This window comes from Enterobacter cloacae complex sp. HYC042_NIDB, from assembly GCF_056673315.1.
Genome location: NZ_CP109650.1, coordinates 4,428,634 through 4,445,895 on the forward strand (window position 1 = coordinate 4,428,634; position 17,262 = coordinate 4,445,895).

Annotated in this window: 17 protein-coding genes; 14 read left to right on the plus strand and 3 right to left on the minus strand. The window is 54.1% G+C overall.

What is annotated here, in order from left to right; all coding sequences use genetic code 11:
• Window positions 1-12: 12 nt before the first annotated feature.
• Together mreB and csrD are read right to left on the minus strand one after the other, a co-directional pair.
• Entirely contained in the window at window positions 13-1,056 is a 1,044-nt protein-coding gene (mreB, locus tag OKF39_RS21160; protein ID WP_000913396.1) for a rod shape-determining protein MreB, read from the minus strand.
• A gap of 282 nt (window positions 1,057-1,338) precedes the next feature.
• Entirely contained in the window at window positions 1,339-3,279 is a 1,941-nt protein-coding gene (csrD, locus tag OKF39_RS21165; RefSeq protein WP_063943756.1) for an RNase E specificity factor CsrD, read from the minus strand.
• A gap of 182 nt (window positions 3,280-3,461) precedes the next feature.
• On the opposite strand from csrD, the gene acuI reads away from it, so the two are divergent.
• The 14 genes from acuI (at window position 3,462) to OKF39_RS21235 (ending at window position 16,392) form a co-directional block, all read left to right on the plus strand.
• A complete protein-coding gene (acuI, locus tag OKF39_RS21170; protein ID WP_479983333.1) occupies window positions 3,462-4,436 on the plus strand; it encodes an acrylyl-CoA reductase (NADPH) in 975 nt (324 codons plus the stop codon).
• A 77-nt stretch (window positions 4,437-4,513) separates the two neighbouring features.
• On the plus strand, window positions 4,514-5,515 hold the full coding sequence (gene msrP, locus OKF39_RS21175; RefSeq protein ID WP_028014608.1) for a protein-methionine-sulfoxide reductase catalytic subunit MsrP: 1,002 nt from the start codon (window positions 4,514-4,516) through the stop codon (window positions 5,513-5,515).
• A complete protein-coding gene (gene msrQ, locus OKF39_RS21180; RefSeq protein ID WP_028014609.1) occupies window positions 5,516-6,115 on the plus strand; it encodes a protein-methionine-sulfoxide reductase heme-binding subunit MsrQ in 600 nt (199 codons plus the stop codon).
• 234 nt (window positions 6,116-6,349) lie between these two features.
• A complete protein-coding gene (gene aroQ, locus OKF39_RS21185) occupies window positions 6,350-6,802 on the plus strand; it encodes a type II 3-dehydroquinate dehydratase (RefSeq protein WP_028014610.1) in 453 nt (150 codons plus the stop codon).
• A gap of 21 nt (window positions 6,803-6,823) precedes the next feature.
• The gene (gene accB, locus OKF39_RS21190; protein WP_008502856.1) at window positions 6,824-7,288 is read left to right on the plus strand and encodes an acetyl-CoA carboxylase biotin carboxyl carrier protein; all 465 of its coding nucleotides are present in this window, start codon (window positions 6,824-6,826) and stop codon (window positions 7,286-7,288) included.
• A gap of 10 nt (window positions 7,289-7,298) precedes the next feature.
• Window positions 7,299-8,648, plus strand: a complete 1,350-nt coding sequence (gene accC, locus OKF39_RS21195; protein WP_003860388.1) for an acetyl-CoA carboxylase biotin carboxylase subunit — start codon at window positions 7,299-7,301, stop codon at window positions 8,646-8,648.
• A 109-nt stretch (window positions 8,649-8,757) separates the two neighbouring features.
• A complete protein-coding gene (locus OKF39_RS21200; protein WP_006178860.1) occupies window positions 8,758-9,000 on the plus strand; it encodes a YhdT family protein in 243 nt (80 codons plus the stop codon).
• Window positions 8,990-10,441, plus strand: a complete 1,452-nt coding sequence (gene panF / locus OKF39_RS21205; RefSeq protein WP_028014612.1) for a sodium/pantothenate symporter — start codon at window positions 8,990-8,992, stop codon at window positions 10,439-10,441. The genes OKF39_RS21200 and panF overlap by 11 nt, the downstream gene beginning before the upstream one ends.
• A gap of 11 nt (window positions 10,442-10,452) precedes the next feature.
• Window positions 10,453-11,334, plus strand: a complete 882-nt coding sequence (gene prmA, locus OKF39_RS21210; RefSeq protein ID WP_028014613.1) for a 50S ribosomal protein L11 methyltransferase — start codon at window positions 10,453-10,455, stop codon at window positions 11,332-11,334.
• Between the two features lie 137 nt (window positions 11,335-11,471).
• Window positions 11,472-12,212 (plus strand): carbonic anhydrase, encoded by a 741-nt coding sequence (locus OKF39_RS21215; protein WP_041907814.1) that lies wholly within the window; start codon window positions 11,472-11,474, stop codon window positions 12,210-12,212.
• 330 nt (window positions 12,213-12,542) lie between these two features.
• Window positions 12,543-13,508, plus strand: coding sequence for a tRNA dihydrouridine synthase DusB (dusB, locus tag OKF39_RS21220; RefSeq protein WP_008502861.1), 966 nt, complete (start codon window positions 12,543-12,545; stop codon window positions 13,506-13,508).
• 23 nt (window positions 13,509-13,531) lie between these two features.
• The gene (fis, locus tag OKF39_RS21225) at window positions 13,532-13,828 is read left to right on the plus strand and encodes a DNA-binding transcriptional regulator Fis (RefSeq protein ID WP_000462905.1); all 297 of its coding nucleotides are present in this window, start codon (window positions 13,532-13,534) and stop codon (window positions 13,826-13,828) included.
• A gap of 179 nt (window positions 13,829-14,007) precedes the next feature.
• Window positions 14,008-14,172: a DUF2556 family protein gene (locus OKF39_RS21230; protein WP_014885446.1), complete on the plus strand. Its 165-nt coding sequence runs from the start codon at window positions 14,008-14,010 to the stop codon at window positions 14,170-14,172.
• Between the two features lie 138 nt (window positions 14,173-14,310).
• A complete protein-coding gene (locus OKF39_RS21235; protein ID WP_479983334.1) occupies window positions 14,311-16,392 on the plus strand; it encodes a putative bifunctional diguanylate cyclase/phosphodiesterase in 2,082 nt (693 codons plus the stop codon).
• On the opposite strand, the gene envR is transcribed toward OKF39_RS21235, so the two are convergent.
• Window positions 16,308-17,024, minus strand: a complete 717-nt coding sequence (gene envR / locus OKF39_RS21240; protein WP_063155260.1) for an acrEF/envCD operon transcriptional regulator — start codon at window positions 17,022-17,024, stop codon at window positions 16,308-16,310. The two genes, OKF39_RS21235 and envR, sit on opposite strands and share 85 nt — an antisense overlap.
• Between the last annotated feature and the right edge of the window lie 238 nt (window positions 17,025-17,262).

Genomic DNA, 17,262 nt, shown 5'->3' on the forward strand with positions numbered 1-17,262 from the left:
CTTTCACCATGACTACTCTTCGCTGAACAAGTCGCCGCCGTGCATGTCGATCATTTCCAGCGCCTTGCCACCACCGCGGGCGACGCAAGTCAGTGGATCTTCTGCAACTACGACAGGAATACCTGTCTCTTCCATCAACAGGCGGTCGAGGTTACGCAGCAGCGCACCACCACCGGTCAGAACCATACCGCGCTCGGAGATGTCGGACGCCAGCTCTGGTGGGCACTGTTCCAGCGCAACCATTACCGCGCTCACGATGCCCGTCAGTGGTTCCTGCAGTGCTTCCAGAATTTCGTTGGAGTTCAGGGTAAAGCCGCGTGGAACACCTTCCGCCAGGTTACGGCCACGCACTTCGATCTCACGCACTTCATCGCCCGGATATGCAGAACCGATTTCGTGTTTGATACGCTCTGCGGTGGCTTCACCGATCAGAGAGCCGTAATTACGGCGCACATAATTGATGATGGCTTCATCGAAGCGGTCACCACCGATACGTACGGAGGAGGAGTACACCACGCCGTTCAGTGAGATAACGGCCACTTCAGTGGTACCACCACCGATATCCACCACCATAGAACCGGTGGCTTCAGAAACAGGCAGACCCGCACCGATTGCCGCAGCCATTGGCTCTTCAATCAGGAACACTTCACGTGCGCCTGCACCCTGGGCAGATTCACGGATTGCGCGACGTTCTACCTGGGTTGCGCCAACCGGCACACACACCAGAACACGCGGGCTTGGGCGCATGAAGCTGTTGCTGTGAACCTGCTTGATGAAGTGCTGAAGCATTTTTTCAGTCACGAAGAAATCAGCGATAACGCCGTCTTTCATTGGGCGAATAGCGGCGATGTTGCCAGGGGTACGACCCAGCATCTGCTTCGCGTCATGACCCACTGCGGCCACGCTTTTCGGCGAGCCTGCACGATCCTGACGAATGGCCACAACAGAAGGCTCATTCAATACGATGCCTTGTCCTTTTACATAAATAAGGGTATTCGCGGTACCCAGGTCAATGGACAGGTCATTGGAAAACATGCCACGAAATTTTTTCAACATACTAAGGGATAATCCTGAAAGCTGGGGCGGAAAACAAAATCCGCTTACTTTACCAACCACACGCAGCAGCGACAAGGCGCAAAAATCATCTGCAACGGTGAAAATTTGTGCAGTACGTTTCCTGTTGTTACAAATTCATCCCCTGACTCCCTCAGGGCTGAGTAAACAGTCGTGTTCCTCACTGATATTTGTAACCCATTAAAGGTCGTTCACTGGCTTTTTGCTCGACATACTCAAAGCTACAGGCGCGATATTCTACGTGAAAACAACGTAAACGGCAGGTCAAACAGAGTATCTTTGCAAATATTTTTTCACGTTGGTGTCAAGCGGCTGAGAGGCGGCAAAAAAATCGCCCTGACCGCCCGTCACTCCGCGCTCTGTTAACATCTGCCATTCGCCTCTGGAGCGCACGCCTGCGGCAAATACCTGTGTTCGCGTTCCCTTACACGCTTCAACCAGACTCTGAACCAGCAGCTGGTTTTCCGTGCGCTTCTCAATATTCCTTACCAGCCCCGGATGTAGCTTTAATAGCTCCACATCCAGCTCCTTGATCCAGTTGGTACTGACCAGCGTTAAACCCGCCTGCGTTACCGCGACACGGGCACCGAGCGCGTTGATCAAACGGACCACCGGACGCAACCGGCTGATGTGTTGACCCACATCCGCCTCAGCAAGTTCAAAAATAATGCGTTTGCGTTGCGATTTTTCGCATTGCATTAATGTATCACGCAGCCAGCGCTGAAAACGCGGGCGTATTAATGACTCAACGGTAACCTGTAACGCCAGATTCTCTTCAGGCCAGAATGATAAAAATGGAATCAAGCGTGTAATTTGCTGGCGGTCATACTCTTCGGAGAGCCCAAATTGCAGAACCATCGGCAGATATTCCGCAGAAATAACCTCTTCCGTTCCGTCGAAAATACGGCACATCAATTCCCGGTGGTGGACAAAACCGTTCTTCATGACCGCCGGTTTTTGATAAATACGCGGCCCGCCGCGACTCAGCATTTGCTCAATCAAAGTACGCCAGCGCACGTTTCCACGCCCTTTTTCAGGCAGCGAATCATCATAGACCGCCCATCCGTTCGCCCCTTGCAATACCGCGTTGCGGGTGGCCGCTTCCGCATGCTCCATCACCTGCTCTGTCGACTGTCCGCCGCGCCAGGCGCAAATCCCCATATGGACCATATCGTCTCTGTCGAGCATTTTGCTCTGCGGCAGCGCGTCGACGGCCTTAAGTAGCTGGCTGGCAATGCTTTCTGATTCCTTCAACGTGCGATGCGGAAGCAATACGGCAAAGTCGCTGCGGTGGTAGCGGGCCAGCAGCGCCCCCGGATAGCGCATAATAAAGGTGGAGAGCAGGTTGATCAGCGTAAAGAGATTTTCTTCCGCCGCCCGCTGCCCCCATGTGTCGCGCAGCAGATCGAAATCGGGCAGGCGAATCATCATCACCACCCCGTGCGTGCCCACTTTTTCCGGGTCGTCGAGCAGCGTGGCGAGTTGATTGTCAAAGAAAAGGCGGTTGTTCAGGCCGGTTTTATTATCCTGCGCGGCATAAGAGCGGATCAGCGTATCCATTCGGCTGCGCTGGTCGCTGGCAAACTGGATCTCTGAGAGCAGCGTATCCAGCGCGCTGCTGGCGCGTGAGGGCCATTCATGGACCGAGCCGCGAACCTGCGGGCCACGTTCACCGTTCAGGATACGCACGGAGCGGATCTCCAGCAGTTCCTGGCCTGAAAGCTGGCGGCGCAGCCAGCGGACCGCGAGAAAAATCAGCAAAATAATGAAGGCGACGGCAACAGTGAGCGGCGCGGTGGTCATCATAGAACGGAAATAGCTGGCCATCGGATCGAGGTAGACCATGTGTATGGTCATCCCCGGATTTTTGAGGGAGTGCACCGTTACTTCCCGATACTGGCTCACCACGCCCGCAGGTCGATAGCTGTCCTGTCGTTCATGGCTTAAAACCGGATGCTTTCCCTGCTGGATGTCGATCTGAATAATATCAACCGGCACCATCAACTCATCCAGCTCCCGGGATAGCTCAGGAAGTGGAGTGGTCAACAGACGCGTATCAATGACCGACGCAACGGACTGCACCCGGTTGACCAGTTTGTCCTGAATGGCGTTATAAAAGCTCAGAGAGCAACCAAGAAGCGTGACAAAGATGGTAAGCCCCGTCAGCAGGGTGATAAAAGCCGAGAACTTCGTCGTTAATCGCATCCTTGAGATTACTCCGTGGGTTGATGGGGTAGCGAGTAAGCGCTAACTTGCATTTCAAATGCGGCATACTACCAAACCTGGCGTATCTGGCAATTTATTGCGTTAAATCGGCATTGCTTTACCCTGAGCGAGTATAGTCTTCAGGAACTCTTTTCCAATCATCTGAGCCGTGAGGACCCCGTATGCAGGCTTTAATCTTAGAACAGCAGGACGGCAAAACGCTTGCCTCAGTACAGGCCTTAGAAGAAACTCGCCTGCCGGAAGGCGACGTCACCGTCGACATCGACTGGTCCAGTTTAAATTATAAAGATGCGCTGGCGATCACCGGCAAGGGTAAAATCATCCGAAATTTCCCTATGGTGCCGGGTATTGATTTTGCTGGCCGGGTTCATAGCAGCGAAGATCCCCGTTTTCATGCGGGCCAGCAGGTGCTGCTCACCGGCTGGGGCGTGGGCGAAAATCACTGGGGCGGGCTGGCAACGCAGGCGCGCGTGAAGGGCGACTGGCTGGTGCCTATGCCGAAAGGCATAGATGGCCGCAAAGCGATGATCGTTGGTACCGCAGGCTTTACCGCCATGCTGTGCGTGATGGCGCTGGAAGAGGCGGGTGTTCGCCCCGAGTCGGGTGAAATTGTTGTGACCGGGGCCAGCGGTGGCGTGGGCAGCACGGCGGTCACGCTGCTGCACAAGCTGGGTTATCAGGTTGCGGCGGTTTCCGGCCGTGAAAGCACGCATGATTATCTGCGCCAGCTCGGCGCCAGCCGCATTCTTGGCCGCGATGAGTTTGCCGAGACCCGCCCGCTGGAAAAACAGGTCTGGGCAGGTGCGGTGGATACCGTCGGTGACAAGGTGCTGGCAAAAGTCCTGGCGCAGATGAACTACGGCGGCTGCGTGGCAGCCTGCGGCCTGGCGGGCGGATTTGCCCTGCCAACGACCGTCATGCCATTTATTCTGCGAAACGTCCGCCTGCAGGGCGTGGATTCCGTGATGACGCCTGCGGCTCGCCGTGCAGAGGCATGGGAGCGTCTGGTGCGCGATTTGCCGGAATCGTTCTATACCCAGAGCGCTACCGAAATTACGCTCAGCCAGGCACCTAAATATGCCCGTAAGATCATGGATAACCAGTTCCACGGCCGCGCGCTGGTGAAAATCGCCTAATCTTCAAATTTTCGTGACATATTCGCGCTAACGCTTCTCCTCCGTCATGCTTAGAAAAACGCATGACGGAGGATGCCATGAAAAACCGAAAACTGACGGAAGCCGACGTAACGTCTGAGTCTGTCTTTATGTTACAGCGCCGCCAGATCCTGAAAATGCTTGGCATCAGCGCCACGGCACTGACGCTCTCTCCAGCGGCACACGCCGACCTGCTCGACTGGTTTAAAGGCAACGATCGCCCTAAGGCGCCTTCCGGTGCCCCGCTTACCTTTACCAAACCCGCCGAATGGCAAAACACGCTGGCGCTCACGCCGGAAGATAAAGTCACCGGCTACAACAACTTCTACGAATTTGGTCTGGATAAAGCCGATCCTGCCGCCAATGCCGGCAGCATGAAAACCGATCCGTGGACGCTGAAAATCGACGGTGAAGTGGCAAAACCTCTGACGCTGGACCATCACGATCTGACCACCCGCTTCCCGCTTGAAGAGCGTATCTATCGCATGCGCTGCGTAGAGGCCTGGTCGATGGTGGTGCCCTGGGTAGGCTTCCCGCTGCATAAGCTACTGGCGATGGTTGAACCCACCAGCAACGCAAAATACGTCGCCTTCCAGACGCGCTACGCCCCGGACGAGATGCCGGGCCAGAAAGACCGGTTCATCGGCGGCGGGCTGGAGTATCCCTACGTTGAAGGGTTACGTCTTGACGAAGCCATGCATCCCCTTACCCTCCTGACCGTCGGCGTTTACGGCAAGGCGCTTCCGCCGCAGAACGGTGCCCCCATCCGTTTAACCGTGCCGTGGAAATACGGTTTCAAAGGGATTAAATCGATCGTCAGCATTAAGTTGACCCGCGAACGTCCGCCGACGACATGGAACCTGGCGGCGCCGGGTGAATACGGCTTCTTCGCCAACGTGAACCCGCATGTGGATCATCCCCGCTGGTCGCAGGCGACGGAACGCTTTATTGGCTCCGGCGGCGCGCTGGACGTGAAGCGCCAGCCCACGCTGCTGTTTAACGGGTATGCGGATGAAGTGGCGTCCCTTTACCGTGGCCTCAATTTACGGGAGAACTTCTGAGTGCGTTTAACGGCAAAGCAGATTACCTGGCTGAAAGTGCTGCTGCATTTAGCCGGGATACTTCCTTTTATCTGGCTGTTCTGGGCAGCCAGCCAGGGCCTCTTTAGCGCCGATCCGGCAAAGGATATCCAGCATTTTACCGGTCGGATGGCTCTGAAATTTTTACTGGCCACCTTGCTCGTCTCGCCGCTGGCGCGCTACGCTAAACAGCCATTATTGATACGCACCCGTCGGCTTTTGGGGCTATGGTGTTTTGCCTGGGCGACCCTGCACCTCACCAGTTACGCCCTGCTGGAACTGGGAATTAACAATCTGACACTGCTTGGCCGCGAGCTGGTAACACGCCCTTACCTGATGCTGGGCATTGTTAGCTGGCTGATCCTGCTGGCGTTAGCGCTGACATCCACGCAATATGCGCAGCGAAAGCTGGGCCGTCGCTGGCAGTTGCTGCACAACTTCGTCTATCTTGTCGCGATCCTCGCCCCCATTCATTATCTGTGGTCGGTGAAGATCCTCTCTCCGCAGCCGGTCCTTTACGCGCTGGCAGCCGTGGCGCTTTTAGCATGGCGTTACAAGAAGTTCCGCCAGTGGTTGCGATAGTTCGCGAAACTGTGCGTTTTCCCGCAGATTACCTCTCAACCGCAAATCTTTTTTGGATTGCGGTTGATAATCTTCCCTGATAAGACCAGTATTTAGCTGCCAAATGCTACGAAATCGTTATAATGTGCGACCTTGGTTCGCCTGACAGCGGTTTTGGGCCTCTGAAAAGGTGACATTTGCGCTTCGACGGTATATTTTGTTTTTTACCCGAAAATCGCAGGAGATAGCGGCATAATGACTGATAAGTTCCACATCTTAGTTTTAAACGGACCGAACCTGAACATGCTCGGCACCCGTGAGCCAGAGAAGTACGGCACGCTGACATTGAGCGAAATTGTTAACCGTCTGAGCACGGAAGCAGCCTCGCTGAATGTGGATTTGGATCATTTTCAGTCAAACGCGGAGTACGCAATCATCGACCGTATTCATCAGGCTAAAGACACTGTGGACTATATCCTGATCAATCCGGCCGCGTTTACGCACACCAGTGTTGCTATCCGCGACGCACTGCTCGCGGTGAGTATCCCGTTTATCGAGATCCACCTGAGTAACGTGCACGCCCGAGAGCCGTTCCGCCACCATTCGTATCTGTCGGATATCGCTGCTGGCGTTATCTGCGGACTGGGCGCAGACGGCTATTCATACGCTTTACAGACAGCGGTAAAACGCTTGTCACAATCACACTAAACAAGAGTACGGAACCCACTCATGGATATTCGTAAGATTAAAAAACTGATCGAGCTGGTTGAAGAATCAGGCATCTCCGAACTGGAAATTTCTGAAGGCGAAGAGTCTGTACGCATCAGCCGTGCAGCCCCAGCCGCTAGCTTCCCGGTAATGCAGCAAGCTTACGCTGCGCCAGTGCAGCAGCCTGCGCTTTCCGCAGCCGTTGCGCCAGCAGCAGCTGAAGCCGCACCTGCCGCTGCAGCAGAAATCAGTGGTCACATCGTACGTTCCCCAATGGTTGGTACTTTCTACCGCACCCCGAGCCCGGACGCGAAGGCGTTCATCGAAGTGGGTCAGAAAGTCAACGTAGGCGATACCCTGTGCATCGTTGAAGCGATGAAAATGATGAACCAGATCGAAGCTGACAAGTCAGGTACTGTGAAAGCGATTCTGGTCGAAAGTGGTCAGCCGGTTGAATTTGACGAGCCGCTGGTCGTCATCGAGTAACGAGGCGAACATGCTGGATAAAATTGTTATCGCCAACCGTGGCGAGATTGCACTGCGTATTCTTCGTGCCTGTAAAGAACTGGGCATCAAGACCGTGGCCGTGCACTCAAGCGCGGATCGCGATTTAAAACACGTATTGCTGGCGGATGAGACGGTCTGTATTGGCCCGGCTCCGTCCGTAAAAAGCTATCTGAACATCCCGGCTATCATCAGCGCCGCTGAAATCACCGGCGCGGTGGCAATTCATCCGGGTTACGGCTTCCTCTCTGAGAACGCCAACTTTGCTGAGCAGGTTGAACGCTCTGGCTTTATCTTCATCGGTCCGAAAGCCGACACCATTCGCCTGATGGGCGACAAAGTGTCTGCAATCACCGCAATGAAAAAAGCCGGTGTCCCAACCGTGCCAGGCTCTGACGGCCCTCTGACCGACGACATGGATGCTAACCGTGCTCATGCTAAACGCATTGGCTACCCGGTTATCATCAAGGCGTCCGGCGGCGGCGGCGGTCGCGGTATGCGCGTTGTGCGCAGCGATGCTGAACTGGCGCAGTCCATCTCCATGACCAAAGCGGAAGCGAAAGCGGCTTTCAGCAATGACATGGTGTACATGGAAAAATATCTGGAAAACCCACGCCACATCGAAATTCAGGTGCTGGCTGACGGTCAGGGTAACGCGATCTATCTGGCAGAACGTGACTGCTCCATGCAGCGTCGTCACCAGAAAGTGGTCGAAGAAGCGCCAGCGCCGGGCATTACCCCGGAACTGCGTCGCTACATCGGCGAGCGTTGCGCCAAAGCGTGCGTCGATATCGGCTATCGCGGGGCGGGTACCTTTGAGTTCCTGTTCGAAAACGGCGAGTTCTACTTCATTGAAATGAACACCCGTATTCAGGTTGAACACCCGGTTACCGAAATGATCACCGGCGTTGACCTGATCAAAGAGCAGCTGCGTATCGCAGCCGGTCAGCCTCTGTCCATCAAGCAGGAAGAAGTTGTGGTGAAAGGCCATGCGGTAGAGTGCCGTATCAACGCCGAAGACCCGAACACCTTCCTGCCGAGCCCGGGTAAAATCACGCGTTTCCACGCGCCGGGTGGCTTTGGTGTGCGTTGGGAATCTCATATCTACGCCGGCTACACCGTACCGCCGTACTATGACTCAATGATCGGTAAGCTCATCTGCTACGGCGAAAACCGTGACGTGGCGATTGCCCGCATGAAGAACGCCCTGCAGGAGCTGATCATCGACGGTATTAAAACCAACGTTGATCTGCAGATGCGTATCATGAGCGACGAGCACTTCCAGAATGGTGGAACCAATATCCACTACCTGGAGAAAAAACTCGGCCTGAACGAGAAGTAAGAGAGCTGTGTTGCTAAAAGGCCGGATTATCCGGCCTTTTTTTATTTCTGGGGATCGCAAAGCCCCATCATGTACAATCCCCGCTTTCTGCATCCAAAAGGGACAAAAAATGGACAAACGTTTTGTTCAGGCCCATAAAGAAGCGCGCTGGGCGCTGTGGCTGACCCTTCTCTATCTTGCTGCATGGTTAGTAACTGCTTACTTACCTGACTCCGCTATTGGCATCACCGGCCTGCCGCACTGGTTCGAAATGGCCTGCCTGCTGGTACCGCTGGTGTTTATCCTGCTGTGCTGGGCAATGGTGAAATTCATCTATCGCGATATTCCGCTGGAGGACGATGATGCAGCTTGAAGTCATTCTGCCGCTTGTCGCATACCTGCTGGTCGTGTTTGGTTTATCCATTTACGCCATGCGCAAAAGAACGACCGGTGCTTTTCTGAACGAGTATTTCCTCGGCAGCCGTTCGATGGGCGGCGTTGTGCTGGCAATGACGCTGACCGCGACCTATATCAGCGCCAGTTCGTTTATTGGCGGCCCCGGTGCGGCCTACAAGTACGGGTTAGGCTGGGTACTGCTGGCTATGATCCAGTTGCCTGCAGTCTGGCTCTCCCTCGGTATTCTTGGTAAGAAATTTGCCATCCTGGCGCGCCGCTATAATGCCGTCACGCTCAACGACATGCTGTTTGCCCGTTACCAGAGCCGCTTACTGGTGTGGCTGGCGAGTTTAAGCCTGCTGGTCGCCTTTATTGGCGCGATGACCGTACAGTTTATCGGCGGGGCACGCCTGCTGGAAACGGCGGCCGGGATCCCTTACGAGACAGGACTGCTTATCTTCGGGGTAAGCATCGCGCTCTATACCGCGTTTGGCGGGTTCCGCGCCAGCGTGCTGAACGATACGCTGCAGGGAATGGTCATGCTCATCGGCACGATTGTTCTGCTGGTGGGGATTGTTCATGCCGCGGGTGGACTCACTCATGCGGTGGAAACCCTGGAAGCGATTGACCCGAAACTGATTTCACCGCAGGGCGCGGATGATATCCTCTCGCCGACCTTTATGACCTCGTTCTGGGTGTTAGTCTGCTTCGGGGTGATTGGTCTGCCGCATACCGCCGTGCGCTGTATCTCCTATAAAGACAGTAAAGCCGTTCACAAGGGCATCATCATCGGGACGATTGTGGTCGCGGTCCTGATGTTTGGTATGCACCTGGCAGGTGCGTTAGGGCGCGCGGTGATCCCCGACCTTACCGTGCCGGATCTGGTGATCCCGACGCTGATGGTTAAAGTGCTGCCGCCCTTCGCCGCCGGAATTTTCCTCGCAGCGCCAATGGCCGCCATTATGTCGACCATTAACGCCCAGTTACTGCAAAGTTCCGCTACGATCATTAAAGATCTCTATCTGAACCTGCGCCCTGAGCAGGTTGAAAATGAACGTCGCCTGAAGCGGATGTCTGCCGTCATTACGCTGGTGTTAGGAGCTTTGCTGATGCTAGCTGCATGGCGTCCGCCGGAGATGATCATCTGGCTGAACCTGCTGGCGTTTGGCGGTCTTGAAGCCGTTTTCCTGTGGCCGCTGGTATTAGGTCTTTACTGGGAACGCGCGAACGCTGCAGGCGCGCTGAGCGCGATGATTGTTGGCGGTGTGCTGTATGCCATCCTTGCGACATTTAAGATTCAGTATCTGGGCTTCCATCCGATTGTGCCTTCGTTACTGCTAAGTTTACTGGCGTTTGTGGTGGGGAACCGTTTCGGTCAGCCCGCCCCACAACCCGCTATGATTTCTACTGATAAATAAAGAGTTTTGCCATGCCGTGGATCCAACTAAAACTGAACACAACCGGCGCGAACGCCGAAGAGCTAAGCGATGCGCTGATGGAAGCCGGCTCTGTCTCCATCACCTTTCAGGACACGCACGACACGCCGGTCTTTGAACCGCTGCCGGGCGAAACGCGCCTGTGGGGTGATACCGACGTGATCGGCCTGTTCGATGCCGAAACCGACATGAAAGAGGTGGTGGCGATTCTGGAAAACCATCCGCTGCTGGGCGCAGGCTTCGCGCATAAAATCGAACAGCTGGAAGACAAAGACTGGGAACGCGAGTGGATGGACAACTTCCACCCGATGCAGTTCGGCAAACGTCTGTGGATCTGCCCAAGCTGGCGCGAGGTTCCCGATGAAAACGCGGTGAACGTGATGCTTGACCCAGGCCTGGCGTTTGGCACCGGCACCCATCCAACCACGTCTCTGTGCCTGCAGTGGCTGGATGGTCTGGATCTGGAAGGTAAGACGGTGATCGACTTCGGCTGCGGTTCCGGGATCCTCGCGATTGCCGCTCTGAAACTGGGCGCGGCGAAAGCCATCGGGATCGATATCGATCCGCAGGCCATTCAGGCCAGCCGCGATAATGCTGAGCGTAACGGCGTGTCCGATCGTCTGGAGCTCTACCTGCCGGAAGCGCAGCCAGAAGCCATGAAAGCCGATGTGGTGGTCGCAAACATTCTCGCTGGCCCACTGCGTGAACTGGCGCCATTAATCAGCGTGCTGCCGGTTGAGGGCGGTCTGCTGGGACTTTCCGGCATCCTGGCAAGCCAGGCGGAGAGCGTTTGCGAAGCCTACGCCGATCTCTTTGCGCTCGACCCGGTCGTCGAGAAAGAAGAGTGGTGCCGCATTACCGGTCGTAAAAAATAAGCATTTGGCGTGGTCCTCTGACCACGCCTTTTCTCCTCAATATTCCTCCCGCCCCTGGCCTGCCTCCAGTAAAATAACCCCACAAATCATACTGATAAATTTTGATTTGGATAATAAAAATTCACGGGAAGAATATTATGAAACACGTTTATAGCAAGGCAGCGCTGTTAGCGCTGAGCATGATCTCGGCTTCAGCATGCGCATCACACTGGAGCTACAAAGGAGAAAGTTCACCGGAGCACTGGGGTGAACTGGATGAAGCGTACAAGACCTGTAACAGTGGAATGAACCAGTCTCCCATTGATATTGATTCAACCGCTAACGCCCATCTCTCCCCGCTGCAAACGCACTACGTTGACGGCCCTGTGACGCTGACAAACAATGGCCATACTATTCAGGCAAGCGAGCAGGCCGACACTCGCGACACTATCACGCTGGATAAGCAAACCTGGACATTACAGCAGTTCCACTTCCACGCGCCGAGCGAAAACACCGTACACGGCAAGCATTACGCGATGGAAATGCACCTTGTGCATAAAAATGCGAAGGGGGAACTGGCGGTGGTCGCGGTCATGTTCGACAAAGGGGCAGAGAACCGTGAACTTGATAAACTGTGGGACGTCATGCCTCAGCAGGCTGAGCTGAACGTCTCCATCAAGCAGGAGCTCAACCTGAATAAGCTGCTGCCGGAAGATAAAACGTACTGGCGCTTTAGCGGCTCGCTGACAACGCCACCGTGTTCAGAAGGCGTCACCTGGATCGTGCTTAAGCATCCTCTGACGGTCTCCGCCGGGCAGCTCGAGAAATTCACCCACACAATGCATCACGATAATAACCGGCCGGTACAGTCCCTCCATGGTCGTGTTATCCTCGAATAACGTCTATTTTTTGCCCTGAGATCATGTTCTAAAATGCGACGCAGATCGCAAAGAAGTGGGGAAATCTGCTGTTAAAAACAGCAGATTATCCCGCTCATCTGTCGCATTTATTCAGAAATGATGAGAAGTTACGGGAAATTGTAAGCGCACATAAAATAGCCATCAGCGCATAACTCAATGATTTCAATAATGAATAATTTTAAACGAAAAGATTGCGCGGCGATTCCTTGATCTACAACAGTGGATTGTTCAAAGTTTGGCCTTTCATCTCGTGCAAAAAATGCGTAATATACGCCGCCTTGCAGTCACAGTATGGTCATTTCTTAACTCATGCGCATCGGACACCACCAGCTTAGAAATCGCCTGATCGCAGCCCCAATGGCAGGTATTACCGACCGGCCGTTCAGGACGCTGTGCTATGAGATGGGAGCCGGTTTAACCGTATCCGAGATGATGTCGTCTAACCCGCAGGTTTGGGAAAGCGATAAATCCCGCCTTCGGATGGTGCACATTGATGAACCAGGTATTCGCACCGTGCAAATTGCCGGAAGCGTGCCTGAAGAGATGGCAGATGCCGCGCGTATTAACGTGGAAAGTGGTGCCCAGATTATTGATATCAATATGGGTTGCCCGGCCAAAAAGGTGAATCGCAAGCTTGCAGGTTCAGCCCTTCTGCAATACCCCGACCAGGTGAAAGCTATCCTGACGGCGGTTGTCAGCGCAGTGGACGTTCCTGTTACGTTGAAGATTCGCACGGGTTGGTCGCCGGAACACCGTAACTGTGTAGAGATTGCCCAACTGGCCGAAGATTGTGGTATTCAGGCCCTGACCATCCACGGACGCACTCGCGCCTGTTTGTTCAATGGTGAAGCTGAATACGACAGCATTCGGGCAGTTAAGCAGAAGGTTTCCATTCCGATTATCGCGAATGGCGACATAACTGACCCGCTTAAAGCCAGGGCTGTACTCGACTATACGGGAGCTGATGCTCTGATGATAGGACGTGCAGCTCAGGGAAGACCCTGGATCTTCCGGGAAATCCAGCATTATCTGGACACTGGGGAGCTGCTTGCCCCACTGCCTCTGGCAGAGGTAAAGCGCTTGCTTTGTTCGCATGTTCGGGAACTGCATGACCACTACGGTCAGGCAAAAGGGTACCGAATTGCGCGTAAACACGTCTCCTGGTATCTCCAGGAGCACGCTCCAGATGACCAGTTTCGGCGCACATTCAACGCCATTGAGGATGCCAGCGAACAGCTGGAGGCGTTGGAGGCATACTTCGAAAATCTTGCGTAATGAAATAAAGAGCTGACAGAACTATGTTCGAACAACGCGTAAATTCTGACGTACTGACCGTTTCTACCGTTAACTCTCAGGATCAGGTAACTCAAAAGCCCCTGCGTGACTCGGTTAAACAGGCACTGAAGAACTATTTTGCTCAACTGAATGGTCAGGATGTTAATGACCTGTATGAGCTGGTACTGGCTGAAGTTGAACAGCCACTGTTGGACATGGTGATGCAATACACCCGCGGTAACCAGACCCGCGCTGCGCTGATGATGGGTATCAACCGTGGTACTCTGCGTAAGAAACTGAAAAAATACGGCATGAACTAATTTCGATTAGCTAACTGCTTGTTTAAAAAGGCGCTACCTGGCATGGGGATGCGCCTTTTTTATTGTCTTATTCTTTCACCGTCAACGCTTTGTAAACCTTTGCTTATCTCGCTTTTAAACCGCTTCTTTTCGTGTATATTTCCACCACATCAGTGGCTCTCTTCTCGCGGAATGACACAATGATTCGTAAATACTGGTGGCTGGTCGTCTTTGCAATCTCCGTTTTTCTATTCGATGCCCTCCTGATGCAGTGGATTGAACTGATGAGCACCGAAACCGACAAGTGCCGCAATATGAACTCCGTCAATCCGCTGAAATTAGTGAACTGTTCAGAACTCGATTAACACCCTGCCGTCATCGGCCTCCCCGTATTGCCCACTAAAAACGGGGATTTAAATCCCTTTGAGCCGTTACCTGACGGTGATAATGTCTCGCCCTTCTCAACCTCTCCTGCGTAACGTCATACTCGAGTAGAACCGACCATGCTGGTTAGCCAATACAACCCTATCCTTGTAGCCCTCTCCTTTGCTGTTGCCATCCTTGCTGCTTACACCGCGCTGAATATGGCTGCACGCGTCGCCGGGAGTCAGGGCGTCGCAGCGCGCGTCTGGCTGGCGGGAGGCGGTGTTGCGATGGGCATTGGCGTATGGGCCATGCACTTTATCGGCATGCTGGCGATGGATCTCTCCATGAGCATGAGCTACAACGCGACCCTGACGATTTTATCTATGGTCATCGCCGTGGGGTCGTCACTGTTTGCGCTATGGCTCGTCAGCTGTGAACAGCTGCGCATGCGCCGCCTGCTCCCCGGCGCTCTGGTGATGGGAATCGGCATTGTTGCCATGCATTACACCGGTATGGCGGCGCTGGAGGTGAGGCCGGGGATCGTTTGGGATACGCTGTGGGTGGCCATTTCGGTCGTGATTGCGCTTGCCGCTTCGCTTGCAGCATTGTGGCTGACCTTCCGCCTGCGTCACGAAGCCGCTCAGGTGGTGCTGATGCGCCTGGGTGCCGCCATCACGATGGGAATTGCTATCGCCGGTATGCACTACGCCGGGATGAAGGCCGCGCAGTTTCCAATGTCCACCATGGTTCACCATCATGGTATTAACGGCAGCTGGCTGGCCGTGCTGGTCAGCGTCGTCGCGCTCTCTATTCTTGGGATCACCCTGCTGGTGTCGATGCTGGATGCCCGCCTGCAGGCACGAACCGCCCTTCTGGCCTCGTCGCTGGCAGAAGCGAACCGGGAACTTGCGCGGCTGGCGCTGCACGATACGCTGACGCGTCTGCCCAACCGTATCCTGCTGGAGGACCGGCTCGATCAGGCCATCAGCAAAGCTGACCGTGAAGGTACCCATTTCGCCCTGATGTTCATGGATCTCGACGGTTTTAAAGCCATCAATGACGCCTACGGCCATGATGTCGGTGACAGGCTGCTGGTCGCCGTTACGCAGCGTCTGCTGCATCTCCTGAAGGGCCAGTTTACCCTTGCACGCATTGGCGGCGATGAGTTTGTTCTGCTGGCTGAGGGAGAAGGTCCGGACGATGCGGCCTCGCTGGCAAATTCGCTGGTGCGGGCGATCGATAGCCCGTTCACTCTCGACCCCTACGAACTGGTGGTAACGCTTAGCATTGGTATCGCCCTGTACCCTCACGACGGCAAAACCGAACGTGAGCTGATGTTTAACGCCGACGCGGCGATGTATCACACCAAGCATATGGGCCGAAACGGCTATCACTTTTTCCAGCCCTCCATGAACACTCTGGCGCAGACCCATCTTCAGTTAATGAACGATCTGTGGATGGCCGTCGATCGTAATGAACTGCGCCTGCTTTATCAGCCAAAGTTTCACGCGCCCGCGGGCCCTCTCCTCGGGTTTGAAGCGCTGCTGCGCTGGCAGCATCCTAAGCAGGGTTTACTGACGCCGGATCTTTTCCTGCCGCTGGCGGAAAAAACCGGGCTTATCATCCCTATTGGTAACTGGGTGCTCAATGAAGCCTGTCGCCAGCTGAGAGAATGGCATCTGCAGGGACATCGAAACTGGTCAATGGCAGTAAACCTGTCGACGCTGCAGTTCGAACAGCCCTCGCTGGTTAAAACAGTGCTCGACTGCCTGGAGCGTCATCACGTCCCGCCGGAAATGTTGATCCTGGAAGTCACGGAAACTACGGCGATGAGCAACCCCGATGAGAGTGTGCGGGTGCTGACAGAGCTGACGGATGCTGGGGTGAAAGCCTCGATTGATGATTTTGGGACCGGATATTCGAGCCTGCTGTATCTCAAGCGTTTACCGGCCTGTGAACTGAAGATAGACAGAGCGTTTGTGAAAGAGTTAAGCGGTGAAAGCGAGGATGCCACCATTGTCTCTGCGATTGTGGCCCTCGCGAAAACGCTTAACCTGAAAGTCGTGGCCGAAGGTGTGGAAACCGAAGCGCAGCAAGCCTTTTTGACGGAGCTGGGCTGTAATACCTTACAGGGTTATCTGTTAGGTAAACCCGCCAGCGTGCAGACCATCGAGGCGCTTTGTGCACGGGGCGAAATGTTGCCAGGCGCTGAGCCGTAATCATTATGAGGCGACACGCGCAAGAGAGGGAGTGTCGCCAGAATACTGTCGACCAGGGCTGGCGCCTGCTGATAAAGATTAAAACTGTCGGTATTCATTAACCAGTTTTTAATGATGCCGCTAAAAAAACCGTGGAATACGATCATGGTCAGCTCAACGTTCACCTGCGACGAAATGATGTTTCGAGAAATACATTTCTCCAGCGTAACGCGCAAAGAATCATAATTGAACCCAATACGTTTCCGAATTTCATCCTCTGAAATCATATCGCTAGTAAATTCACATTTATGATACAAAATTTGTAATAGCGCACATTGACGGGGTTCGCGTGCGATATACTGAAGCGCAGTAATGAATTGCTCACGAAGTATTAACAACGGATCATCATTTTCGGAGAGAGAAAGCCTGTCGCGAATGATGTCACGTAGCGGTAATTGCTGTTCCCAAATGGCATTAAATATCTCTGCTTTACTGGTAAAGTGCCAGTAGATAGCACCACGCGTAACCTTTGCGGCATCGGCGATATCCGTCAGCGTCGTGCTGGCTACGCCTCGCGTCGCAAACTGCCCGATAGCCGCCTCAATCAACTGCTGTCGGGTTTGTTGAGCCTCTTCTTTCTTTTTACGCGCCATTGACAGCTACTCTTTACTCGCAGGGTATATACATAACATCAGGTTCGGATGGCTGGAAGTATTCACTAAAAGCCGTTTTAATTTTGCACAAAAAAAGTCAATTTACTTAATCTATAAACAATCTAAATACATGCCCGGGATTAAATTCACGGAATGAATAAATTTACCGGTTAAGCTCTATTAGCCTGATTTAGCGGGCAGAAGTATAGCCGTATTTTCTACGGGACTGATTCTGATT